Here is a 25,554-nt window from a genome sequence, read left to right as displayed (position 1 = left end):
CCGACCCCGCCCCACCCCACCCCCCCCCCAGCGCAGACGTGGCCCGGGGGCCCCACCCCCCCCCCCCCCCCCCCCCCGCGGCGATAAGCCGCTCAGCACCTCAGTACCTCAACCGCTCAGCCGCTCAGCCGCTCAGCCGCTCAGCGCCTCAACCGCTCAGCGCCGCCCGGAGCGGCGGTCACCCGAGGCGTCGCCGCCGGTCAGGCCCGCCCGGCGCAGCGCGTCCGCCATCGCGCTGTTCGCCAGCGGCGCGCCGCCGCCCGAACCGCCCGAACCGCCGGAGCCGCCGCCCTGGCCGCGCCGGTCCTGGCCGCCGCCCCGGCGCTCCTGGCGCGGCGGGCGGGCCTGCCGGTCGCCGCGCTCGCCGCCCCGGCCACGGTCGCCACCACGCTCGCCGCGCTCGCCCCGGTCACCGCGGTCGCCGCCCCGGTCGCGACCGACCTCGTCGTCCAGCCGCAGGGTCAGCCCGATGCGCTTGCGCGGCACGTCCACCGAGACGACCCGGACCTTCACGATGTCGCCCGGCTTGACCACCTCGCGCGGATCCTTGACGAAGGTCCTCGACAGCGCCGAGACGTGCACCAGCCCGTCCTGGTGGACGCCCACGTCGACGAAGGCGCCGAACGCGGCCACATTGGTGACCACGCCCTCCAGCACCATCCCGACCTCCAGGTCGCCGATCTTGTCGACGCCCTCCTTGAAGGTCGCGGTGCGGAACGCCGGGCGCGGGTCGCGGCCGGGCTTGTCCAGCTCGCCGAGGATGTCGGTGACGGTCGGGATGCCGAAGACCTCGTCGGCGAAGTCGCCCGGTCGCAGGGCCCGCAGCCGTTCGCCGTTGCCGATCAGCCCGCTCAGCTCCCCGCCGGTGGACGCCAGGATCCGGCGCACCACCGGGTACGCCTCGGGGTGCACGCTGGAGGCGTCCAGCGGGTCGTCGCCGTCGGGGATGCGCAGGAAGCCCGCGCACTGCTCGAAGGCCTTCGGGCCCAGCCGGGAGACGTCCTTGAGCTGCCGGCGGGTGCGGAACGGGCCGTTGGCGTCGCGGTGGGCCACGATGTTGTCGGCGAGCGTGCCGGTGATGCCGGAGACCCGGGTCAGCAGCGGCGCCGAGGCGGTGTTGACGTCCACGCCCACGGCGTTGACGCAGTCCTCGACCACCGCGTCCAGCGAGCGGGAGAGCTTCACCTCGCTCAGGTCGTGCTGGTACTGGCCGACCCCGATCGACTTCGGGTCGATCTTGACCAATTCGGCCAGCGGGTCCTGGAGGCGGCGGGCGATCGAGACCGCGCCGCGGATCGACACGTCCAGCTCCGGCAGCTCCTGCGAGGCGAAGGCGGAGGCCGAGTAGACCGAGGCGCCCGCCTCGCTGACCATCGCCTTGGTGAGCTTCAGCTCGGGGTGGCGCTTGAGCAGGTCCTCGGCGAGCTTGTCCGTCTCCCGGGAGGCGGTGCCGTTGCCGATCGCCACCAGGTCGACGTCGTGCTTCTTCGCCAGCGCGGCCAGCGAGGCGAGCGCGGCGTCCCACTTGTTGGCGGGCTGGTGCGGGTAGATCGTGTCGTACGCGAGGACCTTGCCGGTGGCGTCCACCACCGCGACCTTCACCCCCGTCCGGAAGCCCGGGTCCAGGCCCATGGTGGCGCGGGTGCCGGCCGGCGCGGCCAGCAGCAGATCGCGCAGGTTGGCGGCAAAGACGCGCACCGCCTCCTCCTCCGCCTCGGCCCGCAGCCGCGACCGCAGGTCGATGCCGAGCCGGACCAGGACGCGGGTGCGCCAGGCCCAACGGACGGTGTCGCCCAGCCACTTGTCGGCCGGGCGGCCGTGGTCGGCGATGCCGAAGCGGGCGGCGATCCGCCGCTCGTAGTCGTTCTCGCCGGGCAGATCGCCCTCCTCACCGTCGTACGGCGAGAGGTCGAGGTCCAGCACCTCCTCCTTCTCGCCGCGCAGCATCGCCAGGATGCGGTGCGAGGGGAGCTTGGTGTACGGCTCGGCGAAGTCGAAGTAGTCGGCGAACTTGGCGCCGTCCTGCTCCTTGCCGCCACGCACGGTGGCCACCAGCCGGCCCCTGGTCCACATCCGCTCGCGCAGCGAACCGACCAGGTCGGCGTCCTCGCCGAAGCGCTCCACCAGGATCGCCCGGGCGCCCTCCAGCGCGGCGGCCGGCTCGGCGACGGACTCGTTCAGGAACCGGGCGGCCAGCGCCGCCGGATCCTGCGAGGGATCGGCGAGCAGCGTCTCGGCGAGCGGCTCCAGGCCCGCCTCGCGGGCGATCTGCGCCTTGGTGCGCCGCTTCGGCTTGAACGGCAGGTAGATGTCCTCCAGCCGGGCCTTGGAATCGGCGGCCAGCACCTGCGCGCGCAGCGCGTCGTCCAGCTTGCCCTGGGCCTCGATCGACTCCAGGACGGCCGCCCGGCGCTCCTCCAGCTCGCGCAGGTAGCGCAGCCGCTCCTCCAGGGTGCGCAGCTGGGCGTCGTCCAGGGAGCCGGTGACCTCCTTGCGGTAGCGGGCCACGAAGGGCACGGTCGCGCCGCCGTCGAGCAGCTCGACGGCGGACTTCACCTGCCCGTCGCGAACGCCCAGTTCCTCGGCGATCTTGCGCTCGATCGCCTGCTGGGCCTGCCGGGCCACCTGTTCGACTGGCGTGGTCACGAAGCCGGTCACCTTCTCCTTCAGTGCTTTCGCCGTACGCCCTGCATTCTGGCAGGTACCGGGGACAGCTCCCGGCCGCGCCCGGGGCGCCCGGGCGTGGCGCCCTCCGCCCGCGGCCCCAACCAGACTCAAGCAGTGCCCCGTTGCGCCTTCCTACGCTGACGCGCATGGACACCTCCCCCGCACTGGACGCCTCCCGCGCGCCGGACGCCGCCGCCCGGCTGAGCGAACTCGCCGCCGCCAAGTACCTGCTGTTCACCACCCACCGCAAGAACGGCACCCCCGTGCCCACCCCGGTCTGGGTGGCGCGCGACGGCGACGCGCTGGTCTTCACCACCGTCACCCGCACCGGCAAGGTCAAGCGGCTGCGCAACCGCTCCGACGTGCTGGTCGGGCCGAGCGACATCCGCGGCACCCTGCTCGGCGAGCAGGTCCCGGCCACCGCCGTCCTCGACCCCGGCCGCGCGCCCGCCTACCGGAAGCTGCTGCGCCGCAAGTACGGGCTGCTGTGCGCGATCGCGCTGACCGCGAACGTGCTGCGCTTCGGCAGGGGCGGGACGATCGGCGTGCGGGTCACGCTGAGCTGAGGCCGGCCGTACGCATTCCGGGAATCCGCTGAAGGGCACCGATCCGCGCTGTACGCTGCCGGGCATGTGCGCTGCCACCCGGATGCACCCCGACGGACTGGTCATCGACGCGGCCCTGGTACGGCGGTTGATCTCCGCCCAGTTCCCGGACTGGGTCGGGCTGCCGGTCACGCCGGTCCCCTCCACCGGGACGGACAACGCGATGTTCCGCCTCGGGCCCGAACTCGCCGTCCGGCTCCCCCGGGTGGAATGGGCGGCCGGGGACGTCCGCCGCGAGAAGCAGTGGCTGCCCGCGCTGGCCCCCCGACTGCCGCGGCCGATACCCGCCCCGGTCGCGGTCGGCCGGCCCGCCGCCGGCTACCCCTGGGAGTGGTCGGTGCTCCGCTGGTTCGAGGGCGCCAACCCGGTCGTCGGCGCCCTCGCCGCTCCCGGCGCGCTCGCCCGTGACCTCGCCGCCTTCGTCAACGCCCTGCGCGCCGTCAACCCGGCCGGCGGCCCGGCGGGCCACCGCAGCGTCCCGCTCGCCTCCCGCGACGGCGCCACCCGCGCGGCCATCGCCCAACTCGCCGGAGCGGTCGACACCCACGCCGCAACCGCCCTGTGGGACAAGGCGCTTCGCCTCTCCGAGTACGCCGGCCCGCCCTCCTGGATGCACGGCGACCTCACCCCCGGGAACCTCCTGCTCGACCGGTCCGGCCGGCTCGGCGCCGTCCTCGACTTCGGCCTGATGGGCGTCGGCGACCCCACCGCCGACCTGATCGTCGCCTGGAACCTGCTGCCCGCCTCGGCCCGCCCCGCCTTCCGCGCCGCACTCCACGCCGATGACGCCACGTGGGCCCGCGGCCGTGCCTGGGCCTTCTCCATCGCGCTGGTGACGATCCCCTACTACCGTCACACCAATCCGGGCCTCACCGCCAACGCCCGTCACGTCGTCCGCGAGGTGCTCGCCGACCGCAGCACCTGACCGGCCCCGCTGCCGACCGGGCCCTGATGCTGACCGCGCACCGCCGCCTGACCAGCGGGGCGGCACTCCCGTCGGCACCGTCGGCGGCCGTTGCTATGGTTCTCCCCGCCACTACGGGTAGGGGGACGACTTGGCACGCAGAAGCAGTGTGATCGACGTCAGAGTCAGCCGGCGGGTGCTGTGGGTGGGCGGCGACGCCTATCCGCTCCACAACATCGCCCGGGCCCGGCGGTTCCAGCTGCTGCCGCCCAAGCGCACGCGGGTGATCATCCGGTTCGCCCGGCAGGTGATCGGCCTGCTGGTGGCCACCGCCCTCCTCGGTTCGCTGCTCGGGCGCGGCGCGAACCAGGAGACGACCAAGAACGTGATCGGCCTGGTGGCGCTCGCGCTCTTCGCGGCCAGCCTCTACCGGATGGTCAAGCGGCTGCAGATGCGCACGGTCTACCAGCTGATCATCGAGACCTCCAGCTCCTCGAACACGGCGGTGGTCAGCCACGACGCCCAGCAGGTCGGCAACCTGATCCAGCTGATCATGGAAGCGATCGACAACCCGCTGGCCGAGTTCGCGCTCCAGGTGGAGAACGTCCACATCGGCGACCAGATCAACCAGTACGGCGACCACAACACCGGGAAGAAGGTCAGTCTGTGAGCGGCGGCATCCACTTCGGGGACTCGGTCACCCAGCACGGCGACCACAACATCGGCATCATCAAGCACCAGGGCCCGGCCGACCCGCAGGCCGCGATGCGTGAACTCATCGCCGCCGTAGGCCAGTTGCGCGAGCAGGTGCCGGCCGAGGACCGCGAGGTGCTGGACGAGTCGCTGGCGGACCTCGGTGGCGGGCAGGCCACCCCGCCCGCCACCCTGCGCCGCGCCCTGCGCAACATCTCCGGCGTCGCCGCCCTCGCCGCCGCCGGCGCCCCGGTGGTGGAGTCGATCCGCCGCATCCTGGACTCGCTGAGCTCCTGAACTCCTGAACTCCTGAGCAGCTGATGGCGGGCAGCAGGCGACATCCCACCCGGGGTAAATGTCATACCGGGTCAGAAATCTGCCCGGGTCAAGGCCTGCTGCTAGCCTGACGCCATGAGCGGACTGCGGGAACGGAAGAAGGAACGGACGCGACGGTCGATCTCCGAGGCCGCGATCGCGCTCTTCCTGGAGCACGGCTTCGACCCGGTCTCGGTGGCGGACGTCGCGGCCGCCGCCGAGGTGTCGAAGCCGACGCTGTTCAGCTACTTCTCCACCAAGGAGGACCTGGTCGTCCACCGCTTCGCCGACCACCAGGACCAGGCCGCCGGCGTGGTCCGCGGCCGGGCGGCCGGCGAAACGGTGCTGGCCGCCCTGCACCGGGACTTCCTGGACGGGCTTGCCCGGCGCGACCCCATCACCGGGCTCAACGACGACCCCCGGGTCCTGGCGTTCAGCGATCTGGTGTACTCCACGCCGAGCCTGAAGGCCCGGGGCGCCGAATACCTCGCCCGCGCCGAACAGTCCCTCGCCCGGGCGTTGCACGAGGCCCCCGACCTGGCCCCGCCCCGGCGCCTCACCGCCCCCCTCCTCGCCGCCCAGGTCACCGCCACCCAGCGGGTCCTCGCCGAACACAACTGGCACCGGATCCGGGACGACGGCCGGACCGCCGACGAACTCCACTTCGAGGCCACCACCAACGCCGACCGCGCCTTCGAACTCCTCACCGCCGGCTACGAAGGCGCCGGGCACCCGGGCCCCACCGGGCGCTGAGGCCCCACTGGTTAGAGTGCCGCGCATGACAACGCGTCAGCTCACCTTCGAACGGCTGCACAACTTCCGCGACCTGGGCGGCCACCCCGCCGACGGCCGGTCCGTCCGCCGGGGCCTGCTCTACCGCTCCGACTCGCTCGGCAAGCTCACCTCGCCCGCCGACCTCGACCGGCTCCAGGCCCTCGGCGTGCGCACCGTGATCGACCTCCGCTACCCCTGGGAGATCGCCGCCAAGGGCCGGGTGCCCGACTACGAAGGGCTCGTCTACCACAACCTCTCGATCGAGCACCGCACCTACGACCAGGCCGAGATCGACCCGGACGTCGACCCCTGGCGCTACCTCGCCGACCGCTTCGCCGAGGTCACCGAGGACGGGGTGGAGGAGATCCGCGAGACCCTGGAGGTGATCGCCGCCGCCGAGAAGCCCGTGGTCTTCCACTGCGCCTCCGGCAAGGACCGCACCGGGCTCATCGCCGCCCTGGTCCTCACCCTGCTCGGCGTCTCCGAGGACGACGTCGCCGCCGACTTCGCCCTCACCGAGCTGGCCACTCCGCACCTCGTCGCCGAATGGCACGCCGCCCATCCCGGCCGCACCCTCCGCTGGCCCGGCTACGGACGCGCCCCCGAGACGGTCATCCGCCTCGCCCTCGCCGACCTGACCGCCCGCCACGGCTCGGTCGAGGGCTACGCCACCGGCACCCTCGGCTTCTCCCCCGCCCGGACAGCCGCCCTCCGCTCCCGCCTGCTCACCGCCTGACATCACCCGACGGACCGTCAACGGCCAGGAAGATAAAGGGAGTTCACTCGAACAAAGGTTGACCTAAACATGTCATGCCGCGTTGCCCCCGCCTCCGCCGCGCTGCCAGGATCGGGCCACTGCCCAGACGAACCAACGGGAGAAAACCATGAGGATGCGTTCCGTTCTGCCCGTCGCCCTGCTGGCCGCGGCCGGCCTGTTCGCCGGCGTCAACACCGCCTCGGCGGCGGGGTACCCCGGCTACCAGTGCTTCAAGACCGCAGACCGCGTCGAGTACTGCAGCGACGCCAAGGTCAAGAACCACGCCGCGGGCACCAACTGGATCAAGACCTGCCCGGCCGACGTCGTGGCGCACATGGGCAAGCCGTACATCGCGGCGAAGCGCCCCGACGCCGCGCACAGCTGTTAGCACCAGGCACCGAGCCGTCCGCGGACGGCACCGGGCCCGTCCGGCAGACACCTGCCGGGCGGGCCCGGTCGTCGCGGCGGGCGGCCGCTAGCGGCGGCGCGGGCCGCCCGGACGGCCGCCGCTGCGCGGCTTGCGGGGGCCGCGCGCGCCGGTGGCGGCGGCCACCGGGGCGGAGGCCACCGGGGCGGAGGCCACCGGGGCGGAGGCCACCGGGGCGGAGGCCGTGGCGGGCCAGTGGGTGGGCCGGGTGAGGATACCCGGCAGGCGGGTGGTGGCGTCGCCGCGGGCCGCGTTCAGCTGGGCCTGGGTGAGGAAGAGGGCCTCGGTGAGGTCGGCGCCGGAGAGGTCGGCGTCGCGCAGGTCGGCGCCGACGAGGTCGGCGAGGCGCAGATCGGCGCCGCTGAGGTCGGCGGCGACGAGCAGGGCGCCGCGCAGGTTGGCCCCGCGCAGGTCGGCGCCGCGCAGACGGGCGCCGAAGAGGTCGGCGCCGCGGTGTTCACGGCGGCGGGGGACGGCGGCGCGGACGAGTTCGCTGGCGCGCAGCAGCAGGTCGCTGACCCGCTGCCGGTGGGCGGGGACGTCGACGGCGAGGATCTCCTCGGGGGTGCCGCCGGCGAGCCGGTCGGTCTCCTCCAGGGCCTGCCGCAGGTCGGCGTGGACCGGGCGGGCGGGGGCGTAGCCGAGCGCCTCGGTGAGGTACCAGAGCAGTTCGTGGAGCTGGCGCACCACCGGGAAGACGTCGTACATGGGCTTGGCGTCGGCCGGTGCCTCGCGCCAGCTGCGGCCGCCGAAGGTGACCTGGGAGACGCGCTGCCCGGCGCCGAAGCAGTCGTAGACGGTGCAGCCCTGGAAGCCCCGGTCGCGGAGGCGTTCGTGGATGCCGCAGGTGAAGTCGGTCTGCAGGTTGCGGCACGCGCTGCCGGCGGCCTTGTCGACGGCGAAGTCCGTGCCGGCGCCGAAGGGCAGGGCGACGCAGCAGAGGCCGAAGCAGCTGGTGCAGTCGGAGCGCAGCTCGGTCGGCTGAGCCGCCGTGGGGTGCTGCGGCGGCTCGGTCTCGCGCACGTCGCGTGGTCCTTCCAGCGTGGGCACCGGCCGTCCGGTGCGTCGAACTGCCAAGCCTACTGGGCACTGGCCACACCCGCCCCACCATCGGTAAGGTGTCAACTGGCAGTGCACCTATTACGAGGTGCGCGCCCATCGCATATGGCATACGGGGGTAGGAGTGCAGGACCCGAGCATCAACGAACTCGTCCGGATGTGGATCGCCGGCTGGAGCGTCTCGCGCGGCGCGGCCGAAGCGGTGGACGAGCCGTGGGGCTGGACGATCGACGTCGGCGTGGTCGGCCACGTCGCCCGGCACGTGCTGCCCGAGCCGGCCGAGCCCGACGTCCGCAAGATCGCCGAGGCCACCACCGCACCGGGCACCTGGCTGAAGCTGTTCATCGAGGACGCCGTCGCCCGGCCCTGGCTGGGCCCGCAGTGGCGGCTCGACCAGCCGGGGTACCTGATGACCCTCCCGCTGAGCGCCGAGCGGCCCGAGGTGCCGGCCGGCTACACGGTGACCACCTGGACCCGGGGCGGGACCGTCCGGACCCTGGTCCGCACCGAGGCCGGACACCTCGCCGCGCGCGGCCAGGCGGGCCTGGCCGGCCCCGTGGCCGTCCCGGACCAGATCCTGACCGCGCCCGAGCACCGGCGCCGGGGCCTGGGCGCCCTGGTGATGCGGACCCTCCAGAGCGCCGGGCACGAGGCGGGCGCCGACACCGCCGTCCTGGTCGGCACCCCGGACGGCCGGGCGCTCTACACCTCGCTCGGCTGGACCACCCGCTCCTCGATGGCGAGCCTGGTCTACGAGCCCGCGGCCGTGCCCGCCGCCGCGCCCGCAGCCGGAGCCGGGTCCGGAGCCGAGTAGGGCAGCAGCTCGGCCCGCTTCGGCGGCCGGCCGTCGCCGGAGGAGCGCCCGGTGAGCCGGCGGCCGATCCACGGCCCCAGGTGACCGCCCAGCCAACGGGCGTCGGCGCGCAGCCGCTCGGCCCGGCCGGGCGGGGCGGCGGGCGGCAGCGGGGCGCGCCAGTCGAAGGCGGCGGGGCGGCCGAGCGCCTCCAACACCCCTTCGGCGACCCGGCGGTGGCCCTCGGGCGACAGGTGCAGGCGGTCCTCGCCCCAGAGCCGGCGGTCGTCGAAGCAGGGAGCGGCGAACAGGTCGACGACGGCGACGCCCTCGTCCTGGCCGAGCTCGTGCACGAAGGCCTTCATCCGCAGGATGGCCGGGAGCAGCCGGGCGCTGCCCGCCATCCTGCGGGTCGGGTCGGTGCTGGTGAACAGCACCACGGTGGCGCCGGTGGCGCGCAGTTCCTCGGCGCAGCGGCCGAGCAGCCGCTCGACCCGGGCGATGTCGCAGCCGGGGCGCAGCGCGTCGTTGAGGCCGCCGACGAGGGTCACCAGGTCGGCGCCCATCGCGGTGGCGGCGGGGAGCTGCTCGTCGTGGATCTGGCCGATGAGCTTGCCGCGGACGGCGAGGTTCGCGTAGCGGAACCCGCCGTCGCCGCCGTCAGCGCCGGCCTCAGCGGCGAGCGCGTCGGCGACCCGGTCGGCCCAGCCCCGGTAGTGGCCGTCGGGCAGCAGGTCGTCGCACATGCCCTCGGTGAAGGAGTCCCCGACGGCGACGTAACTGCGGTAGGTGGTGGGCACGGGCGGTCTCCGCTCTCCTCCGATGGCTCCGTGGCCCGACGATGCTACGCGCGGCCGGTCCGGGCACCGGCATCGGACCCCGGCACCGACACCGGCATCTGCGCCTAACCCGCGACGGGCGCCCCGTCGTCCGCCGTGCGGGGGGTGAACCAGTGCTCGCGGACGGCGTCGGTGGGCCGCTGCTCGCCGAGGGCGGGCAGGCCCCACTCCCCCAGCGCCTCGATCACCGGGCGCAGTTCGCGGCCGCGTTCGGTGAGCTCGTAGACCGTGGCGTTGGCGGGCCGTTCGAGCCGGCGGCGCAGGGCCAGGCCGTCGCCCTCCAACTGCTTGAGCCGGGCGGCGAGGATGTCGGTGGAGACGCCGGGCAGGTCGGCGTGCAGATCGGTGTAGCGGCGCGGGCCGCCGAGGAGTTCACGGACGATCAGGAGGCTCCAGCGCTCCCCCACCGCGTCCAGGGCGCGGGCGACGGCGCAGTACTGGTCGTAGCTTCGGCGTGACATGCGGATCAGCATAGCCAAAAGGTTGGACTTTCCAAGTGCCAACTTGGTAGAACAAAGCATCAGCAACGATGCGGTGGTGACGGTCGGGAGGCCGCAAGTGGAGTTTCGGCAGTCCAGCAAGCTGAACAACGTGTGCTACGAGATCCGCGGCCCGGTGGTCGACCAGGCCAACGCCCTGGAGGAGGCCGGGCACAGCGTGCTGCGGCTGAACACCGGCAACCCGGCCCCGTTCGGCTTCGAGGCGCCCGAGGAGATCATCCAGGACATCATCCGCAACCTGCCCAAGGCGCACGGCTACAGCGACTCGCGCGGCATCCTGCCCGCCCGCCGCGCGGTGGTGCAGTACTACCAGCAGCGCGGCGTGACCGGAGTCGGCGTCAACGACGTCTACCTCGGCAACGGCGCCTCCGAGCTGATCCAGATGGCCGTCACCGCGCTCGTCGACGACGGCGACGAGGTGCTCGTCCCGATGCCGGACTACCCGCTGTGGACGGCCGTGGTCCGGCTGGCTGGCGGCAAGGCCGTGCACTACCTGTGCGACGAGCAGGCCGACTGGTACCCGGACCTCGACGACATCGCCGCCAAGATCACCGCCCGCACCAAGGCCATCGTCGTCATCAACCCCAACAACCCCACAGGCGCGGTCTACCCGAAGGAACTGCTGGAGGGCATCCTCGACCTGGCCCGCCGCCACCAGCTGATGGTCCTGGCCGACGAGATCTACGACAAGATCCTCTACGACGACACCGAGCACCACTGCCTCGCCGCCCTCGCCGACGACGTCCTCACCCTCACCTTCAACGGCCTCTCCAAGGCCTACCGGGTGGCCGGCTTCCGCAGCGGCTGGCTGGTCGTCTCCGGGCCCAAGCAGCACGCCGCCGACTACCTGGAGGGCCTGACCATGCTCTCCGGCATGCGGCTGTGCCCCAACGTGCCCGCCCAGTTCGCCGTCCAGGCCGCGCTCGGCGGCCACCAGTCCATCAACGACCTGGTGCTGCCCGGCGGCCGGCTCACCGAACAGCGCGACGTCGCCTTCAAGGCCCTCAACGAGATCCCCGGCGTCAGCTGCGTCAAGCCCAAGGGCGCCCTGTACGCCTTCGCCCGGCTCGACCCGGCGGTGCACCGGATCGTCGACGACGAGCAGTTCGTGCTGGACCTGCTGCTCCGCGAGAAGATCCACGTCGTCCAGGGCACCGGCTTCAACTGGCCCCGCCCGGACCACTTCCGCTTCGTCACCCTGCCCCGCGCCGACGACCTGGAGACGGCCATCAACCGCATCGGGCGCTTCCTCGCGACGTACCGCCAGTCCTGACGCCTAGGCTTGCCGGTCATGACCGTCCTGCGTTCCGTCGCCCTGTTCGTCGTCGCCGCCCTCGCCGAGATCGGCGGCTGCTGGCTGATCTGGCAGAGCGTGCGCGAGCAGCGGCCGTGGTGGCTGGCCGGGCTGGGAGTGGTGGTGCTCGGCGGGTACGGCTTCGTCGCGGCGCTCCAGCCGGACAGCCACTTCGGCCGGGTGCTGGCCGCGTACGGCGGGGTGTTCGTCGCCGGGTCGCTGCTCTGGGGCGTGGTCGTGGACGGCTTCCGGCCGACCCGCTACGACGTGGTGGGCGCGCTGGTCTGCCTGGCCGGGGTCGCGGTGATCATGTACGGGCCCCGGCGCTGAGCGCACTGGGCCCTCCACGCACGGGGTTCTCCACGCACGGGGCCCCGGCGTCGAGGTGCGGACTCCTCGACGCCGGGGCCCGGCAAGCCGGTTCGGGGACTACCAGCCCCAGCCGCCGCCCTGACCGTCGTCGTCGTGGTCCGAGTCCCAGCCCTCGCCGACCTTGCGCAGGATCGTGTAGTTGTCGATCTGCGTGCCGTCCTCGGCCAGCGCGGTCACCTTCATGGACGACTTCTGGCCCAGGTGGGCCGGGGTGACGTCGACCTTGATGAAGGAGTAGCCGGTGTAGCGCACCCGCGACCACTGGATGGTCTCGGGGACCTTCACCTTGCCCTTCCCCCAGTAGTAGGTCTTCACCTCGTCCTGGTGGTTCTCGTGCCCCTCGTAGGTGTCCGGCACGTCGAACTTGTACAGGCTGCGGCCGGCCGCGCCCGCGGTCACGTAGACGACGCCGTCCTTCGCCGGCTCGATGGTGGCGCCGCTCGGCACCTGCTTCGAGACCTTGTTGCCGAGGATCGCGTCGGTGCGCTCGTAGATGTGGTTGTGGCCGTTGATGACCAGGTCCACCCGGAACTTCTCGAACAGCGGCACCCAGGCCTCGCGGACGCCGCCCTCGGAGGCGTGCGCGACGGTGGTGGAGAAGGCGCAGTGGTGGAAGAAGACCACGACGAAGTCGATCGTCTCGTCGTTGCGCAGGTCCTTGAGGGTGCGCTCCAGCCACTTGGTCTGCTTGTTCGCCGAGATCCCCAGGTTGGCCGGGATCTCGTAGGAGACGTCGTTGGCGTCGAGCGAGATGACGCCGACGTTCTTGTAACGGAAGGTGTAGACGCCGGGGACCTTGCGCGGGTCCGGGCCGTTGTCCGGGAGGAAGAAGCGGGTGTTCTCGCCGCCGTACCCGTTGGGCGAGTACCAGGCCTCGATGTCGTGGTTGCCGTAGACGACCATCCACGGCACGGTCGCCGCGACCGTCTCGGTCTGGACCAGGAAGTCGTCCCAGGTCCTGGCGTTGTACACGGACTTGTCGGGGTCCGTGCCGGAGCCCGCCGGGTCGGCGTAGCAGATGTCGCCGGCGTGCAGGTGGAAGGACGGCTTCTGGGCCAGGATGACGTGGTCGTTGCCGGCCGCGTGCGAGCTGACGCCCTGGTCGCCGAAGGCGGTGAAGGTGAACGGCTCGTAGACCTTGCCCCAGCGGTGGTCGCGGGAGGGCGCGGTGCGGAAGGTGTGCAGGGTGGAGATCTGCTGCTGCGAGGCCGGGTCGAAGCCCTCGTGGCCGACACCGTAGTAGTAGGTGGTGTCGGGGTGCAGGTCCTCCAGCGCCACGTGCAGGTAGTACTGGTCCACCGGCTGGCTGTTCGGGCTCAGCGCCGGGGTGTGCAGGGTGCGGACCTCGGCCTGGAGCTTGTGGCTGAGCTCCCACGGGGTCTTGCCGAAGCGCAGGAACGGCTTCTTGACCGGCGCCGGGACCTGCCAGGAGATGCGGAACTGGGTGTCGGGCTCGGGGCCGAACTGGAGGTGGCGCCCGATCGGCGCGACCAGCGAACCGTCGACGCCGGCCGTCGTGGCACCGGTCAGCAGCTGCGGGCTCGCCGGCGCGGCGAAGGCCGTTCCGCTGCCCAGCGCGCCGCCGACGGCGACGGCGCCGACGGTCACGGCGCCGGCGCGCAGCATCCGGCGGCGGGAGAAGCGGGCCCGCAGGTACTCGTGCTGCTCGGCCGTGCTCATGCGGTCGGCGAGCTTGGCCGGTACGCCCATGTGAGGGATATCCATGCGCGGGACTCTTCCAGCGGCGCGTTGACCGCACACGGACGCGGGGTGAACGGGCCGCAGCGCGCCGCCCATTCGAACACCAATGTTCGACCATGATCAGGTAAAGAAACGCGCCCGCACCGGGCCGACCCCGGATCATGGCCCCCGCCGGCGGCACGGCCTGAGCCACCGTCGGCGCCGCCGCGGACGGGGCGCTCAGCCGGAGGGCTCGTCCCAGGTGGAGGGGGACCGGTTGCCGGTGCCGTCGCAGGTGCGGCAGATCTCGTCCCGGTAGGCGTGCTTGGCGCCGGTCGCGTCCACCCGGTAGCGGACGTACACCCCGGTGCCGTCGCAGAGGAAGCAGTTTCCGCCCCCACCGCCCACCTCGGTGGTCCCGGTGCCCTGACAGGTCCGGCAACTGAGACCGGCGGTCCGGCCGGTGCCCGCGCAGATGCGGCAGACCGTCGTCATCGTCGTCCTCCCTGGGCGGAACCGCTGGCAGCCACCGGTCATGCTAGTGGGACCGCCGAGGGCGGCGTCCAGCGGATCCTGCTCGGCCGCCGGATCGGCCAACCCCGCTGCGTCCCAACCGTGATGAGGACGGATCGGCTCCACCGTCCGCTACTCCGCCAGGCCCTCGCGGACCCGGCGGGACACCGAGATCAGCTGGAGGTCGAGCAGTCCGGGCGGGTCGGCCAGCCCGGGGCCGCCCGCGTGCACCCAGGCGGCTATCTCGTCGATCATGTCGTCCGCCAGCACGAAGCCCAGCCAGACCGGACGCCCACCCGCCGCCCGCCCCTCCCCGGAGGGGCCGACCACCACCACGTTGGACTGGGTGCACACGTCCAGGCACTTGACCGCGCGGACCCGGCCCGCCGCACCCACCGCGGCCCGCAGCCGCTCGTACTGCCCGGCGTGGTCCACCCCCGGGTGCTTGGCCTCGGTGCCGCAGCAGCAGCCCCGGCAGACGGTGACGGTCACCGGGGAGGCGACCGCCTGCTTGCGGTCCCGGTCTCGGCGGCTCATCGGCTCTGGAACTCCTCCTGGTCACGGGGCACGCTGCACGCGCAGCCTACCTGGCATGCCAAGAACCACTGCCGGGTGCCGGGGTTCGACGGCGGTCCGTAGGATGCCCCCATGGGACACGCGACCACCGAGAAAGCCGTACCGCGGATGCGTCTGGACGCCTCCAACGCGGCCAAGGTCGCGACCACCCTCCAGGCGCTGGCCACCCCGTCCCGGCTGCTGATCCTCGCCGAACTGCGCGAGGGCCCGCGCGCGGCGACCGAACTCGCCGACGCCGTGGGCATGGAGCAGTCCGCCTGCTCCCACCAGCTGCGGCTGCTGCGCAACCTCGGCCTGGTCGTCGGCGAGCGCCGGGGCCGCTCGGTGGTCTACTCCCTGCACGACGACCACGTCGCCGCCCTCCTCGACCAGGCCGTGTACCACGTCGAGCACCTGCGGCTGGGCCTCACCGACGAGCGCTGAGGCCGAACGCACCGACCTCCACCACCGCCCCCTACGCCGCCGCCTCCACCACCGTCCCCTACGCCGTCGCCTCCGCCGCCGCGCGGCCGGCGGTGCGGCCGGAGAAGAGGCAGCCGCCGAGGAAGGTGCCCTCCAGGGAGCGGTAGCCGTGGACGCCGCCGCCGCCGAAGCCGGCGGCCTCGCCGGCGGCGTAGACGCCCGGGAGGGGTTCGCCGTCGGGGCGCAGGACGCGCGCGGAGAGGTCGGTCTCCAGCCCGCCGAGGGACTTGCGGGTGAGGATGTTGAGCCGGACGGCGATCAGCGGGGCGGCGCCGGGGTCGAGGATGCGGTGCGGCGGGGCCACCCGGATCAGCTTGTCGCCGAGGTAGCGGCGGGCGCCGTGGACGGCGGTGACCTGGAGGTCCTTGGCGAAGGGGTTGGCGAACTGCCGGTCGCGGGCCTCGACGGTGCGGCGCAGTTCGGCGGGGTCGATCAGCGCCTCGCGGGTCCTGGCGTTCATGCCGCGGGCGAGGTCGGCGAGGTTGCTCGCGACGACGAAGTCGGGCCCGTGCCGCAGGTGGCTCCGGACCGGACCGGGGGCGCCGGGCAGGGCGCGGCCGAGGACGCCGCGCACGGACTTCCCGGTCAGGTCCGGGTTCTGCTCGGAGCCGGAGAGGGTGAACTCCTTCTCGATGATGCGCTGGTTGAGCACGAACCAGGTGTGCCCGTAGCCGGTGGACATGATGTGGTCGAGCGTGCCGAGGGTGTCGAAGCCGGGGAAGAGCGGGACGGGCAGCCGGTTGCCGCGCGCGTCCAGCCAGAGCGAGGACGGGCCGGGCAGGATGCGGATGCCGTGCCGGGCCCAGATCGGGTCCCAGTTCTCGATGCCCTCGGTGTAGTGCCACATCCGGTCGCCGTTGATGAGGCTGGCGCCGGCGTCGCCGGCGATGCCGAGCATCAGCCCGTCGACGTGGGCGGGGACGCCGGAGAGCAGCTTGGCGGGCGGGGTGCCGAGCCGGGCGGGCCAGGCCTTGCGGACGAGGTCGTGGTTGCCGCCGATGCCGCCGGAGGTCACGATCACGGCCTGGGCGCGCAGTTCGAACCGTCCGGCGGCCTCGCGCGAGCTGGCCTCGCCGCGGGCCGCCGGACTGGGCACCAGCACCTCGCCGGTGACGGTGTCGGTGACGCCCGCGGTGGCGGCCAGGCCGGTGACCCGGTGCCGGAAGCGCAGGTCGACCAGCCCGCGGGCGGCGGCGGCGCGGACCCGGCGGACGAAGGGCTCCAGCAGTCCGGGCCCGGTGCCCCAGGTGATGTGGAAGCGGGGCACCGAGTTGCCCGGGCCGTCGGCGAGGAGGCCGCCGCGCTCGGCCCAGCCGACGACGGGGAAGAACCGGACGCCCAGGCCGTGCAGCCAGGAGCGCTTCTCGCCGGCCGCGAAGTCGACGTAGGCCTCGGCCCAGCGGCGCGGCCAGGCGTCCTCGGGCCGGTCGAAGCCGGCGGTGCCGAACCAGTCCTGACGGGCCAGGGCGTGCGAGTCGCGGATCCGCATCCGGCGCTGCTCGGGCGAGTCGACCAGGAAGAGGCCGCCGAAGGACCAGTGCGCCTGGCCGCCGAGCGAGGCCGCGGGCTCCTGGTCGAGCAGGATCACCTTCCGTCCGGCGTCGGCGAGTTCGGCGGTGGCGGCGAGTCCGGCGAGTCCTGCTCCGATGACGATGACGTCGGCGTCTAGGGCCATGCGCAGTCCTCCGTCGCGGCGAGCGGGACGGCGCGCGCGGGGTGGGCGCCGTCGCTGTGCGCCCGATACTGCGGCCTGCGGTGACGTCCGGTCAACCGGCCGGTAACAACCGACTGCGGCAATTCCGCTCCACACCGTTTCGGAAATGTCCTCGATACACGGCGGAGCGAAATGCGAAATGCGATCTGACGGAATTTCGGAAATTTCCGCGCACGGCATGGACGTCCACGAAACCAACAAGTAACTTACCTGCGAGTAGCCGCGGCCCGGCACGACCCCCACCCGTCGTTTCTCTCCCCCCAGGAGGAACCGTGCTCCCCCCTGCCCGGAAACCCCGACGCCTGCGCAGCTCCACCGCACTCGCCACCGTCGCACTGGGCGCCGCCCTCGCGCTCACCTCCACCAGCGCCCAGGCCGCCACCCCGGCGCCCAAGCACCTCGTGGCGCTCGGCGACTCCTACGCCGCCGGCGCGGGCGTGCCCGGCCAGTCGGCCGGCCTGTGTCTGCGCTCCGACCGCAACTACGGCCACCTGGTCGCCGCCGCCCTCAAGGCCGGCGCGTACACCGACGTCACCTGCGCCGCCGCCAAGGTCAAGGCCATGACGCAGCCGCAGTACGACGCCTTCATCCGGGTCAACGACCCGCAGCTGGACGCGGTGACCCCCGACACCGACCTGGTCACCCTCGGCATCGGCGGCAACGACCTCGCGGCCAGCGACCTCGGCCTCGGCGAACTCGTCGCCACCTGCATCGCCGGCGCGGTCGTCAACCCGCTCGGCACGCCCTGCAAGGACGTCTACCACCACGGCTACTGGGACTGGCGCAGCTGGTCCTGGCAGTACGGCGACGACGACCTGGCCGAGCGGATCACCGGCAGCATCGCGCCGCAGGTCGCCGACACGCTGCGGCGCATCCACGCCAAGGCGCCGCGGGCCCGGGTGCTGCTGGTCGGCTACCCGTCCGTGCTGCCCGCCGACGGCCGCTCGTGCATCCTGCGCCAGCCCGTGACCCCGGGCGACGTCGAGTACATGCACGGCGTGCTCGACAAGCTGAACGCCGCGCTCAGGAGCACCGCGGCGGCCGGCGGCGCGACGTACGTCGACACCGCCACGCCCACCGCCGGGCACGACGTGTGCTCGGACGACCGCTGGATCGAGGGCGCGCTGCCCGGCTCGCCCGCCGTGCCGTTCCACCCGAACGCCACCGGCGAGAAGGTGATGGCGGACGCGGTGCTCGCCGCGCTGCGGTAGGCCCCGGAACGCCGAGGGGGCGGCGACCGGACTCCGGTCACCGCCCCCTCCGCCCCATCGCTACTCCGACTTGGCGGCCGCGGCGGCCAGGCCGGCCGACCACTTCTCCTCGACCTTGCCGAACTTCCAGTAGGCGATCGCCCCGACCCAGGTCAGCACGAACAGGCCGACGATCGCGTAGCCGACGAAGTTGAGGTCCAGCCCGCCGATCCAGGCGATCGGGCCACTGGTGATGTCCAGCTTCTCGCCGAGCAGGCCGATCAGCTCGACCAGGCCGATCACCAGCGCGACCAGCACCGACAGGCCGGTGACGGTCAGGTTGTAGTAGATCTTGCGGACCGGCTTGGAGAAGGCCCACTCGTAGGCGAAGTTCATGAACGAGCCGTCGATGGTGTCCAGCAGGCTCATCCCGGCCGCGAACAGGATCGGCAGCGTGAGCAGCGCGTACCAGGGCAGCGAGAACGCGGCCGCGCCGCCGGCCAGCACCAGCAGCGACACCTCGGTCGCGGTGTCGAAGCCGAGGCCGAACAGCAGGCCGACCGGGTACATGTGCCAGGGCTTGGTGACGGCCCTGGTCACCCGGCCGAGGATGCGGTTCATCAGCCCGCGCCGCTCCAACTGGCGCTCCAGCTCGGCCTCGTCGTACTCGCCCACGCGCATCCGGCGGAACACCTTGAGGATGCCGTTGAAGGCGCCCAGGTTGATCAGGCCGAGGAGCAGCAGGAACGTCCCGGAGACGGTGGTGCCGATCAGGCCGGTCATCGTGTGCAGGGTCGAGTCGTCCGCCTCCACCTGGTCGGCGAGCGAGCGGATGCCGAAGGCGAGCAGCGCGCAGAGGCCGAAGACGATCGAGGAGTGCCCGAGCGAGAACCAGAAGCCGACCGACAGGGGCCGCTTGCCCTGGCCCATCAGCTTGCGGGTGGTGTTGTCGATCGCCGCGATGTGGTCGGCGTCGAAGGCGTGCCGCATCCCGAGGGTGTAGGCGGTCAGGCCCATGCCCGCGCCGAACACCTGGCCGCCGACGTCGTAGTGCTCGGGCGCGACCAGCGCGAGCAGGGTGAACCAGCCGACGACGTGCAGCACGAGGATGAAACCGCCCATCCCGGCCAGGCGCATCCACTCCTCCCGGGTGAGCCGGTCACGCCATCTGACGGGCGAGGCACCTGCGGCGGGGCTGGACATCCTGTGGTCCTTTCGGGTGGTCCGGGCGAAGCTGGGCCATCTTTCCCCCCTCGGGGAAGCAGTTGCAAGTCATGTGCAAATGCCGGACCGCGGCGAACAGGGGCACGCGGGCGCGGACGGGGGGCGTACGGCGGCGGGCACACGCCCGCTCGCGCCGGGCTCCACCCGGCCGCGCCGACCGGCGGACCGCGACCGCCGCGCAGCCTTCGTCAGGAAATCGGACGATTCCTCCCCTAGGGTCGAGATGCCGACACCCGCGGCGCGCTCCCCGTACGCGCCGCGGGCCCTCCGGCGCTCACCGGCCCGGGATCCGATGGGAGCGGCCATGCCGTCCTACCCCTTCCGCACCACCCGCGAGGACGTCCGCATCCCGCTGCCCGACGGCACCCGGCTGGCCGCCCGGCTGTGGCGCCCGGTCAGCGACGAACCCGTCCCCGCCGTGCTGGAGTACTCCGCCGGCCGGCTCACCGACCGCACCGCCGCCGAGGACGCCCGCCGCCACCCCTGGTACGCCGGCCACGGCTACGGCGCCGTCCGCGTCGACACCCGCGGCCACGGCAACTCCGACGGCCTGCCCGGCGAACCCGGCGGCGGCCAGGAGCTCGACGACGGCGCCGCCGTCCTCGACTGGCTCGCCCGCCGCCCCTGGTGCAGCGGCCGGGTCGGCCTGCTCGGCGTCGGCGCCGCCGGCACCACCGCCCTGCTGCTCGCGGCCCGTGCCCCCGACACCGTCGGCGCCGTGGTCACCGTCTGCCCCGAAGGCGGCCACCGCCTCGGCGGCGCCCTGCTCGCCGCCGACCTGCACACCCGGCTCACCGCCCTGGTCGCCGACGCCGCCCTCCCGCCCGACCCCCGGCACGTCGGCGACGCCTGGCGCACCGACTGGCTGGCCCGCCTCGAATCCCTGGACCCGCCCGTCGACGCCTGGCTCGCCGCCGGCGAGACCACCGTCCCCGTCCCCGCCCCCACCTTCGCCGTCGCCGGCTGGGGCGACCCGTCCTGCTCCTTCGTGCTGCGCCTGCTCGCCACCTCCCCCACCGCCCGCGCCCTGCTCGGCCCCTGGCCGCACGGCCTGCCCGAGGACACCCTCCCCGAGACCCTGCGCTGGTGGGACCACTGGCTGCGCGACCTCGACACCGGCGCCCTGGCGGAGCCCGCCCTGCGCAGCTGGATCGGCACCCGCTGGACCGGCGAGGAGACCTGGCCCTCCCCCGACGTCCGGGAGATCCACTACGGCCTCGACGGCCCGCTGCGCACCGCCGGCACCGCCTCCGACGACCGCCACGTCCGCGTCCGCTCCCCGCAGCACACCGGCCTCAACGCCGGCGCCTACGTCCCGCGCGGCCGCCCCGCCGACCAGCCGCCCGACCAGCGCGAGGAGGACGGCCGCTCGGTCTGCTTCGACTCCCACCCGCTGCCCGAACCGGTCGAAGTGCTCGGCACCCCGACCGTACGGCTGCGCCTGCGCGAGGGCGGCCCGCCCGCCCAGATCACCGCCCGGCTCTGCGCCGTCGGCCCGGACGGCACCTCCACGCTGCTCACCCGGGGCGTCCTGGTCGCCACCGGCCCCGACGCGGACGTCGAGCTCGCCGCCTGCGCCGGCACCCTCCCGGCCGGGCACCGGCTGCGGCTCGCCCTCTCCTCGGTCTACTGGCCGTGGGTGTGGCCCACCCCGGACGACGCCGGCTACGCGCTCGACCCGTCCCGCTCCGCCCTCACCCTGCCCACCCGGCACCTCGCCGCCGACGTCGGCGCCGCCCCCGTCGCCTTCGAGGCCCCCGCCCTGCCCGAGCCGCTCGACATCCACCGCACCGAGCCGCTGACCGCCCGGCCCGAGCACGTCACCGTGCACGACATCGGCCGCCGGGAATGGCGCGCCGAACTCTCCCCCGCCACCGACGGCAGCCGCACCCACCCCGACGGCCTGGTCCGCGACGAGCACACCGTCACCGCCTACCGGGTGCTCACCGACGCCCCGCTCAGCGCGCAGGCCCGCACCGACCACACCGTGCGCCTCGAACGCCCCGACATCGGCTGGGACGTCACCGTCCAGACCCGCACCCAACTGCGCTGCGACGCCGGGCACTTCCTCAGCATCGTGCAGCTGCGCGCGCTGGAGGCCGGTTCGGTGGTGTTCGCCCGGGAATGGCAGCACCGCGTGCCGCGCTGGATTCCGCAGGGCGATTCCAAGTAATCCTTATACCTTTGCTTTCAATTCCCTTATTGCTTTATAAATGGCGGCATGAAGACCCTCGGCCTGATCGGCGGCATGAGCTGGGAATCCACCGCCGAGTACTACCGCCTCCTCAACGAACTCACCCGCGACCGCCTCGGCGGCCTGCACTCCGCGCCGCTCGTGCTGTACTCGGTCGACTTCGCCGCCATCGAACGGCTCCAGGCCGACGGACGCTGGACCGAGGCCGGCGAGATCCTGGCCGGCGCGGCGCGGTCCCTGGAGGCGGCCGGCGCCGAACTGCTGCTGATCTGCACCAACACCATGCACAAGGTCGCCGACCAGGTCGCGGCCGCGACCCCCGTCCCGCTGCTGCACCTCGCCGACGCCACCGCGGACGCCGTCCGGGCCGCCGGACTGCACCGGATCGGGCTGCTCGGCACGGCCTTCACCATGGAACAGGACTTCTACCGCGGCCGGCTGGCCGCCCACGGCCTCGACGTCCTCGTCCCCGGCCCCGACAGCCGCGCCCTGGTCCACCGGGTGATCTACCAGGAGCTGTGCCTCGGCCTGGTCCGCGAGGAGTCCCGCGCGGCGTACCGCCGGGTGATCGACGAACTGGTGGCCGCCGGCGCCCAGGGGGTCATCCTCGGCTGCACCGAGATCGAACTGCTCGTCCGCCCCGAGGACAGTCCCGTCCCCACCTTCCCCACCACCCGCCTGCACGCCGAAGCCGCCGTCACCGCCGCCCTGGCCCCGTGACGGCCCGGCGGGTCGGGGGCCCTCGCGCCGGGTCGGCGGAGGCCGCGCCCTAGGCGGTCAGGGCCTCGACGGGGGCGACGGCCACCAGCTCCTCGGCGGCGCGGGCGACCTCCAGGTCGAGCGTGATGAACGCGTCGGCCTGAAGCCGGGTCAGCGCGATGTACTCGGCGTCGAGGGTGTCGGGCCAGCCGAGGCGCTCGGCGATCCCCCAGGCGGTGGACTGCAGGACGCGGTCCCCGAGGAGCCGGATCCTCAACGCGCGCAGGTAGTCCAGCCGGCGGTCGGCCTCCGCCCTGGTCAGCCCGCCCTGGCGGACGGCCTGGTAGAGGAGCGACAGCACCTGCGAGCGGAGCAGCGTCGGGGCCAGCAGCCGGTGCTCCTGCGGGATGACGGCCCGCTCGCCGGCCAGGCGCAGCGCCACGGCCGGCGCGATCACGTACTTGGTCACGGGCGCTCGCCTCCAGGAAGGGCCTCGCGCGACCTTGCCGCGCCTTCCGCAGGGTAGGCCCTCCCGGTCAGAGCCGGTCGTAGATGGCGACCAACTGCCGGAGCACGTCGGTCGCGGCGTCCAGGGCGGGGGCGTCGTGGTGCGCCAGTGCGGTGTCGAGCGCCTGCGCCAGGGTGGTCTGGCGTTCGTCGTGGCGGCGCCGGCCCGCGTCGGTGAGGGCGACCAGGACGGACCGCTTGTCGCCCGGGGGGCGTTCCCGGGTGACGTAGCCGGCGGTGGCGAGGTTGTTGACCAGCTGGGTGGTGGCGGCGCTGGTGGTCTCGGTGGCGGCGGCGAGCTGGCCGATCGACAGCGGGCCCGTCTCGGCCAGGACGCGCAGGGCCCGGGCGTGGGTGAGGGAGAGCGCGCCGGGGGTGCGGGTGGCGCGTCCGCGCAGTCGGGAGTCGGCGGCGCTGAGGCTGTAGGCGGCGCGGGCGAGCTGGTCGAGGGCCTGCTCGCGGGCGGGGGTGGGTTGGGGCTGCGACATGGGGGCGGCCTCCGCGGCTCGTATCGACGGTCGGGTTGACAACAGAATATCCTAAGTACTTAATAGATAAGTACTTAGCGACTCGGCGGCACAGCCACCGAGCCCCCTATCGACACGGAGGACACCCGTCATGACCGTTCGTTCGACCGGACAGAACTGGGCCCTGGACATCGCCCTCGCCCAGGGCGGCTTCGACGCCCTGCACCCCCAGGCCAAGGGCACCCTGGAGCAGCTCGGCCACGACCACACCGACTTCGACAAGGTCTTCGCGCTGGTGCAGAGCGGCGTGATGCTGCCCAAGGCCTGGGCCACCATCGCCGGGCAGGCCGAGGAGCGCGCCGCCCACCACGAGCGCGGCGGCTTCGCCCAGACCGCCGCCGACCTCTACGTGCGCGCCTCGGTGATGTGGGGCCGCGCGCAGTACTCGATCTTCGACGCCGCCGACCCGCGCAAGCTCGCCTTCCGCGAGCACGCCAACCACTGCGTGGAGCGCCTGGGCGCGCTGCGTGGCAACCGGGTGCGCCGCGTCGTCCTCGACTTCGAGGGCAAGCAGATCTTCGCCCTGCTGCACCTGCCGGCCGGTGAGGTCCGCAATGCGCCCGCGGTGATCCTCGGCCCGGGGATGGACATGATCAAGGAGGACTACATCTACGCGGCGGAGCGGTACTACACCTCGCGCGGCATCGTGGCCCTGTCCATCGAGGGTCCGGGCCAGGGCGAGAGCCGGGCCAACGGGCTGACCGTCGACCTCACCAACTACGAGCGCGCGATCAGCCGCTACATCGACCACCTGGCCTCGCTGCCCGAGGTCGACGCGGCCCGCATCGGCATGTTCGGCATCTCGATGAGCGGCTACTGGGGCTCGCGCGCCGCCGCCACCGACCGCCGCCTCGCCGCGCTGGCCGCCTTCGAGGCCGTCACCGGCGACTTCACCACCATCTTCGAGCGCGCCCAGCCGACCTTCAAGAACAACTACATGTACATGGCCGGCTACACCGACGAGGACGCCTTCGACACCGAGTTGGTCGCCCGGATGCCGCTGGGCGACCTGGTCCGGGAGATCGCCTGCCCGGTCGTCTACGGCATCGGCGAGTTCGACGAACTCACCGTGCTGGAGCAGGCCCTGGCCAACTACGAGCGCATCCGCGCGCCCAAGGAGATGCGCGTCTACGAGAACGAGTTCCACCCGCTGGGCGGCACCGCCGCCGAGGTCTTCCGCTTCGGCGCCGAATGGGTCGAACGCGCCCTGAACGGCGAGTTCGCCGAGCCCGGCCGCGACGTCCGGCACTACGTCCACAGCGACGGCCGCACCACCGACGGCACCGCCAACCCCACCTGGTGGCTCGGCACCACCCCGGCCGTGATCGCCGACGCCCGCCGGGCGTGACACCGGGCGGCCTCCGGCGCGCACGGTCCGGCCCCGGGGTGTGGGATCCCCGGGGCCGGACGGTGTGCTGGTGGTGCGTCAGCCGGTCTGGATGGAGGTGTCGTCGATCACGAAGCTCGTCCGCAGCGAGGCGTCCTCGGTGCCGGTGAACTTCAGGGTGACGCTCTGGCCCGCGTAGGACGAGAGGTCGAAGGTCCGCTGCTGGTAACCCGCCGCGGCGTCCGCGTTGGAGTACGTCTTCAGCGTGGTCCCGTTCACCGACACGGCCAGCTTGTCGTACGCGGTGCTGCCCGACTCAGCGGTGTCGATGTGCAGCCAGAAGCTCAGCGTCGCCTTGCAGCCCGCCGGGATCGTCACCGTCTGCGCCAGCGTGTCCGTGTGCGAGGAACCGTAGCCGTTCAGCCACGACTTCCACGAACCACCGTGCGCCGCCTGCGAGGAGCTGTTGTCCACCACGCCGGAGCTGGTCGTCCACGGCGCCGCCGAGCCCGTCTCGAAGCCCGTGTTGCCCAGCAGCTGCGCCGGCGTGCAGGTGCCGCCACCGCCACCGGTCACCGTCCACGTGAAGCTCGCCGTACCCGACTTGCCCGCCGAGTCCTTCACCGTCACCGTCACGTTCGACGAACCCGCCGTGGTGGCCGTACCGGTGATCGCACCCGTCGACGCGTTGATCGCCAGCCCGGCCGGCAGACCCGTCGCGCTGTACGACAGCGGCGCGGTACCACCGGAAGCGTTGATCTGGAGGTTCACCGCACCGCCGACCGCGGTCGACTGGTCACCGGGGCTGCTGACGGAGACGGCGCCGCTGCCGGCCGGCTTGGTGAGCAGGCAGCCGGCCACGTTGAGGTCGATGACCCGGCCGTTGCCGAGGCAGGTGGTGAACCAGTAGGTCTCCTCACCGTAGCTCTGGCCCTTGGTGGC

25 protein-coding genes and 2 pseudogenes are annotated in these 25,554 nt (G+C 73.1%); 15 read left to right on the top strand and 12 right to left on the bottom strand.

Annotated elements, in window-relative coordinates; genetic code table 11:
• Positions 1-156 precede the first annotated feature (156 nt).
• Positions 157-2,646 (bottom strand): Tex family protein, encoded by a 2,490-nt coding sequence (locus AC07BF_RS19985; RefSeq protein WP_363630215.1) that lies wholly within the window; start codon positions 2,644-2,646, stop codon positions 157-159.
• Between the two features lie 167 nt (positions 2,647-2,813).
• Here AC07BF_RS19985 and AC07BF_RS19980 point away from each other — a divergent pair, with 167 nt between their 5' ends.
• The 7 genes from AC07BF_RS19980 (at position 2,814) to AC07BF_RS19950 (ending at position 7,103) form a co-directional block, all read left to right on the top strand.
• A complete protein-coding gene (locus AC07BF_RS19980; protein WP_363584025.1) occupies positions 2,814-3,233 on the top strand; it encodes a PPOX class F420-dependent oxidoreductase in 420 nt (139 codons plus the stop codon).
• A gap of 64 nt (positions 3,234-3,297) precedes the next feature.
• Positions 3,298-4,197, top strand: coding sequence for an aminoglycoside phosphotransferase family protein (locus AC07BF_RS19975; RefSeq protein WP_363584027.1), 900 nt, complete (start codon positions 3,298-3,300; stop codon positions 4,195-4,197).
• Between the two features lie 148 nt (positions 4,198-4,345).
• Positions 4,346-4,846 (top strand): DUF6232 family protein, encoded by a 501-nt coding sequence (locus tag AC07BF_RS19970; protein WP_478333677.1) that lies wholly within the window; start codon positions 4,346-4,348, stop codon positions 4,844-4,846.
• Positions 4,843-5,166, top strand: coding sequence for a hypothetical protein (locus tag AC07BF_RS19965; RefSeq protein ID WP_400334463.1), 324 nt, complete (start codon positions 4,843-4,845; stop codon positions 5,164-5,166). Before AC07BF_RS19970 ends, AC07BF_RS19965 begins: the two co-directional genes overlap by 4 nt.
• A 114-nt stretch (positions 5,167-5,280) precedes the next feature.
• Entirely contained in the window at positions 5,281-5,937 is a 657-nt protein-coding gene (locus tag AC07BF_RS19960; protein WP_363584033.1) for a TetR/AcrR family transcriptional regulator, read from the top strand.
• Between the two features lie 25 nt (positions 5,938-5,962).
• Positions 5,963-6,694: a tyrosine-protein phosphatase gene (locus tag AC07BF_RS19955; RefSeq protein ID WP_478333676.1), complete on the top strand. Its 732-nt coding sequence runs from the start codon at positions 5,963-5,965 to the stop codon at positions 6,692-6,694.
• Positions 6,695-6,842: 148 nt separating this feature from the next.
• Complete coding sequence (locus AC07BF_RS19950) at positions 6,843-7,103, top strand: hypothetical protein (protein WP_363584037.1); 261 nt, start codon at positions 6,843-6,845, stop codon at positions 7,101-7,103.
• Positions 7,104-7,190: 87 nt separating this feature from the next.
• Here the strand turns inward: AC07BF_RS19950 and AC07BF_RS19945 are convergent, their stop codons facing one another.
• Positions 7,191-8,165, bottom strand: coding sequence for a pentapeptide repeat-containing protein (locus tag AC07BF_RS19945; RefSeq protein ID WP_478333675.1), 975 nt, complete (start codon positions 8,163-8,165; stop codon positions 7,191-7,193).
• A 160-nt stretch (positions 8,166-8,325) separates the two neighbouring features.
• Between AC07BF_RS19945 and AC07BF_RS19940 the strand changes: the two genes are divergently transcribed.
• Positions 8,326-9,015: a GNAT family N-acetyltransferase gene (locus tag AC07BF_RS19940; protein WP_363584040.1), complete on the top strand. Its 690-nt coding sequence runs from the start codon at positions 8,326-8,328 to the stop codon at positions 9,013-9,015.
• On the opposite strand, the gene AC07BF_RS19935 is transcribed toward AC07BF_RS19940, so the two are convergent.
• Entirely contained in the window at positions 8,952-9,794 is an 843-nt protein-coding gene (locus AC07BF_RS19935; protein WP_363584042.1) for an SGNH/GDSL hydrolase family protein, read from the bottom strand. The two genes, AC07BF_RS19940 and AC07BF_RS19935, sit on opposite strands and share 64 nt — an antisense overlap.
• Before the next feature lie 146 nt (positions 9,795-9,940).
• A pseudogene (locus AC07BF_RS19930) lies at positions 9,941-10,294 on the bottom strand (winged helix-turn-helix transcriptional regulator); the annotation flags it as partial.
• A gap of 97 nt (positions 10,295-10,391) precedes the next feature.
• Here AC07BF_RS19930 and AC07BF_RS19925 point away from each other — a divergent pair.
• On the top strand, positions 10,392-11,606 hold the full coding sequence (locus tag AC07BF_RS19925) for a pyridoxal phosphate-dependent aminotransferase (protein WP_380429136.1): 1,215 nt from the start codon (positions 10,392-10,394) through the stop codon (positions 11,604-11,606).
• 18 nt (positions 11,607-11,624) lie between these two features.
• Positions 11,625-11,957 (top strand): YnfA family protein, encoded by a 333-nt coding sequence (locus tag AC07BF_RS19920; protein WP_063347058.1) that lies wholly within the window; start codon positions 11,625-11,627, stop codon positions 11,955-11,957.
• 99 nt (positions 11,958-12,056) lie between these two features.
• On the opposite strand, the gene AC07BF_RS19915 is transcribed toward AC07BF_RS19920, so the two are convergent.
• From AC07BF_RS19915 to AC07BF_RS19905, 3 genes are all read right to left on the bottom strand, one after another.
• A complete protein-coding gene (locus AC07BF_RS19915; RefSeq protein ID WP_478333674.1) occupies positions 12,057-13,724 on the bottom strand; it encodes a purple acid phosphatase family protein in 1,668 nt (555 codons plus the stop codon).
• 195 nt (positions 13,725-13,919) lie between these two features.
• Complete coding sequence (locus AC07BF_RS19910) at positions 13,920-14,174, bottom strand: hypothetical protein (RefSeq protein WP_063347060.1); 255 nt, start codon at positions 14,172-14,174, stop codon at positions 13,920-13,922.
• A 150-nt stretch (positions 14,175-14,324) separates the two neighbouring features.
• Positions 14,325-14,729: a (2Fe-2S) ferredoxin domain-containing protein gene (locus AC07BF_RS19905; RefSeq protein WP_363584044.1), complete on the bottom strand. Its 405-nt coding sequence runs from the start codon at positions 14,727-14,729 to the stop codon at positions 14,325-14,327.
• A 111-nt stretch (positions 14,730-14,840) separates the two neighbouring features.
• Here AC07BF_RS19905 and AC07BF_RS19900 point away from each other — a divergent pair, with 111 nt between their 5' ends.
• Positions 14,841-15,191 (top strand): ArsR/SmtB family transcription factor, encoded by a 351-nt coding sequence (locus AC07BF_RS19900; protein ID WP_063347062.1) that lies wholly within the window; start codon positions 14,841-14,843, stop codon positions 15,189-15,191.
• Between the two features lie 58 nt (positions 15,192-15,249).
• Here the strand turns inward: AC07BF_RS19900 and AC07BF_RS19895 are convergent, their stop codons facing one another.
• Positions 15,250-16,905 (bottom strand): FAD-binding dehydrogenase, encoded by a 1,656-nt coding sequence (locus AC07BF_RS19895; protein ID WP_363584046.1) that lies wholly within the window; start codon positions 16,903-16,905, stop codon positions 15,250-15,252.
• A 311-nt stretch (positions 16,906-17,216) separates the two neighbouring features.
• Between AC07BF_RS19895 and AC07BF_RS19890 the strand changes: the two genes are divergently transcribed.
• Positions 17,217-18,155 (top strand): SGNH/GDSL hydrolase family protein, encoded by a 939-nt coding sequence (locus AC07BF_RS19890; protein ID WP_363584048.1) that lies wholly within the window; start codon positions 17,217-17,219, stop codon positions 18,153-18,155.
• 60 nt (positions 18,156-18,215) lie between these two features.
• Here AC07BF_RS19890 and nicT read toward each other — a convergent pair whose 3' ends face one another.
• Positions 18,216-19,337: a Nickel transporter NicT gene (nicT, locus tag AC07BF_RS19885; RefSeq protein WP_363584050.1), complete on the bottom strand. Its 1,122-nt coding sequence runs from the start codon at positions 19,335-19,337 to the stop codon at positions 18,216-18,218.
• A gap of 325 nt (positions 19,338-19,662) precedes the next feature.
• Between nicT and AC07BF_RS19880 the strand changes: the two genes are divergently transcribed.
• A complete protein-coding gene (locus AC07BF_RS19880) occupies positions 19,663-21,531 on the top strand; it encodes a CocE/NonD family hydrolase (protein WP_400810765.1) in 1,869 nt (622 codons plus the stop codon).
• Between the two features lie 48 nt (positions 21,532-21,579).
• Entirely contained in the window at positions 21,580-22,272 is a 693-nt protein-coding gene (locus tag AC07BF_RS19875) for an aspartate/glutamate racemase family protein (RefSeq protein WP_363584054.1), read from the top strand.
• 49 nt (positions 22,273-22,321) lie between these two features.
• Here AC07BF_RS19875 and AC07BF_RS19870 read toward each other — a convergent pair whose 3' ends face one another.
• The gene (locus AC07BF_RS19870) at positions 22,322-22,720 is read right to left on the bottom strand and encodes a type II toxin-antitoxin system VapC family toxin (protein WP_363619026.1); all 399 of its coding nucleotides are present in this window, start codon (positions 22,718-22,720) and stop codon (positions 22,322-22,324) included.
• A 67-nt stretch (positions 22,721-22,787) separates the two neighbouring features.
• Positions 22,788-23,246 carry a MarR family winged helix-turn-helix transcriptional regulator gene (locus AC07BF_RS19865; protein ID WP_400844254.1) on the bottom strand — a complete coding sequence of 153 codons (459 nt, stop codon included), beginning with the start codon at positions 23,244-23,246 and terminating at the stop codon, positions 22,788-22,790.
• A 130-nt stretch (positions 23,247-23,376) separates the two neighbouring features.
• Between AC07BF_RS19865 and AC07BF_RS19860 the strand changes: the two genes are divergently transcribed.
• The gene (locus AC07BF_RS19860) at positions 23,377-24,633 is read left to right on the top strand and encodes an alpha/beta hydrolase (RefSeq protein ID WP_478333673.1); all 1,257 of its coding nucleotides are present in this window, start codon (positions 23,377-23,379) and stop codon (positions 24,631-24,633) included.
• A 78-nt stretch (positions 24,634-24,711) separates the two neighbouring features.
• On the opposite strand, the pseudogene AC07BF_RS19855 reads toward AC07BF_RS19860, so the two are convergent.
• Positions 24,712-25,431 (bottom strand): annotated as a pseudogene (locus AC07BF_RS19855) (putative Ig domain-containing protein); the annotation flags it as partial.
• Between the last annotated feature and the right edge of the window lie 123 nt (positions 25,432-25,554).

Source organism: Kitasatospora sp. NPDC043950 (assembly GCF_056435345.1).
Note: the sequence above shows the minus strand (reverse complement) of the source record. Positions and strands in the feature narration are given on the sequence as shown.

Bases quoted from the DNA above. Each gene is read 5' to 3' on its own strand.
- AC07BF_RS19955 (WP_478333676.1), top strand. From the start codon at position 5,963: ATGACAACGCGTCAGCTCACCTTCGAACGGCTGCACAACTTCCGCGAC.
- AC07BF_RS19860 (WP_478333673.1), top strand. From the start codon at position 23,377: ATGACCGTTCGTTCGACCGGACAGAACTGGGCCCTGGACATCGCCCTC.
- AC07BF_RS19975 (WP_363584027.1), top strand. From the start codon at position 3,298: ATGTGCGCTGCCACCCGGATGCACCCCGACGGACTGGTCATCGACGCG.
- AC07BF_RS19910 (WP_063347060.1), bottom strand. From the start codon at position 14,174: ATGACGACGGTCTGCCGCATCTGCGCGGGCACCGGCCGGACCGCCGGT.
- AC07BF_RS19865 (WP_400844254.1), bottom strand. From the start codon at position 23,246: ATGTCGCAGCCCCAACCCACCCCCGCCCGCGAGCAGGCCCTCGACCAG.
- AC07BF_RS19920 (WP_063347058.1), top strand. From the start codon at position 11,625: ATGACCGTCCTGCGTTCCGTCGCCCTGTTCGTCGTCGCCGCCCTCGCC.
- nicT (WP_363584050.1), bottom strand. From the start codon at position 19,337: ATGTCCAGCCCCGCCGCAGGTGCCTCGCCCGTCAGATGGCGTGACCGG.
- AC07BF_RS19880 (WP_400810765.1), top strand. From the start codon at position 19,663: ATGCCGTCCTACCCCTTCCGCACCACCCGCGAGGACGTCCGCATCCCG.
- AC07BF_RS19980 (WP_363584025.1), top strand. From the start codon at position 2,814: ATGGACACCTCCCCCGCACTGGACGCCTCCCGCGCGCCGGACGCCGCC.
- AC07BF_RS19950 (WP_363584037.1), top strand. From the start codon at position 6,843: ATGAGGATGCGTTCCGTTCTGCCCGTCGCCCTGCTGGCCGCGGCCGGC.
- AC07BF_RS19905 (WP_363584044.1), bottom strand. From the start codon at position 14,729: ATGAGCCGCCGAGACCGGGACCGCAAGCAGGCGGTCGCCTCCCCGGTG.
- AC07BF_RS19915 (WP_478333674.1), bottom strand. From the start codon at position 13,724: ATGGATATCCCTCACATGGGCGTACCGGCCAAGCTCGCCGACCGCATG.
- AC07BF_RS19960 (WP_363584033.1), top strand. From the start codon at position 5,281: ATGAGCGGACTGCGGGAACGGAAGAAGGAACGGACGCGACGGTCGATC.
- AC07BF_RS19875 (WP_363584054.1), top strand. From the start codon at position 21,580: ATGAAGACCCTCGGCCTGATCGGCGGCATGAGCTGGGAATCCACCGCC.
- AC07BF_RS19900 (WP_063347062.1), top strand. From the start codon at position 14,841: ATGGGACACGCGACCACCGAGAAAGCCGTACCGCGGATGCGTCTGGAC.
- AC07BF_RS19895 (WP_363584046.1), bottom strand. From the start codon at position 16,905: ATGGCCCTAGACGCCGACGTCATCGTCATCGGAGCAGGACTCGCCGGA.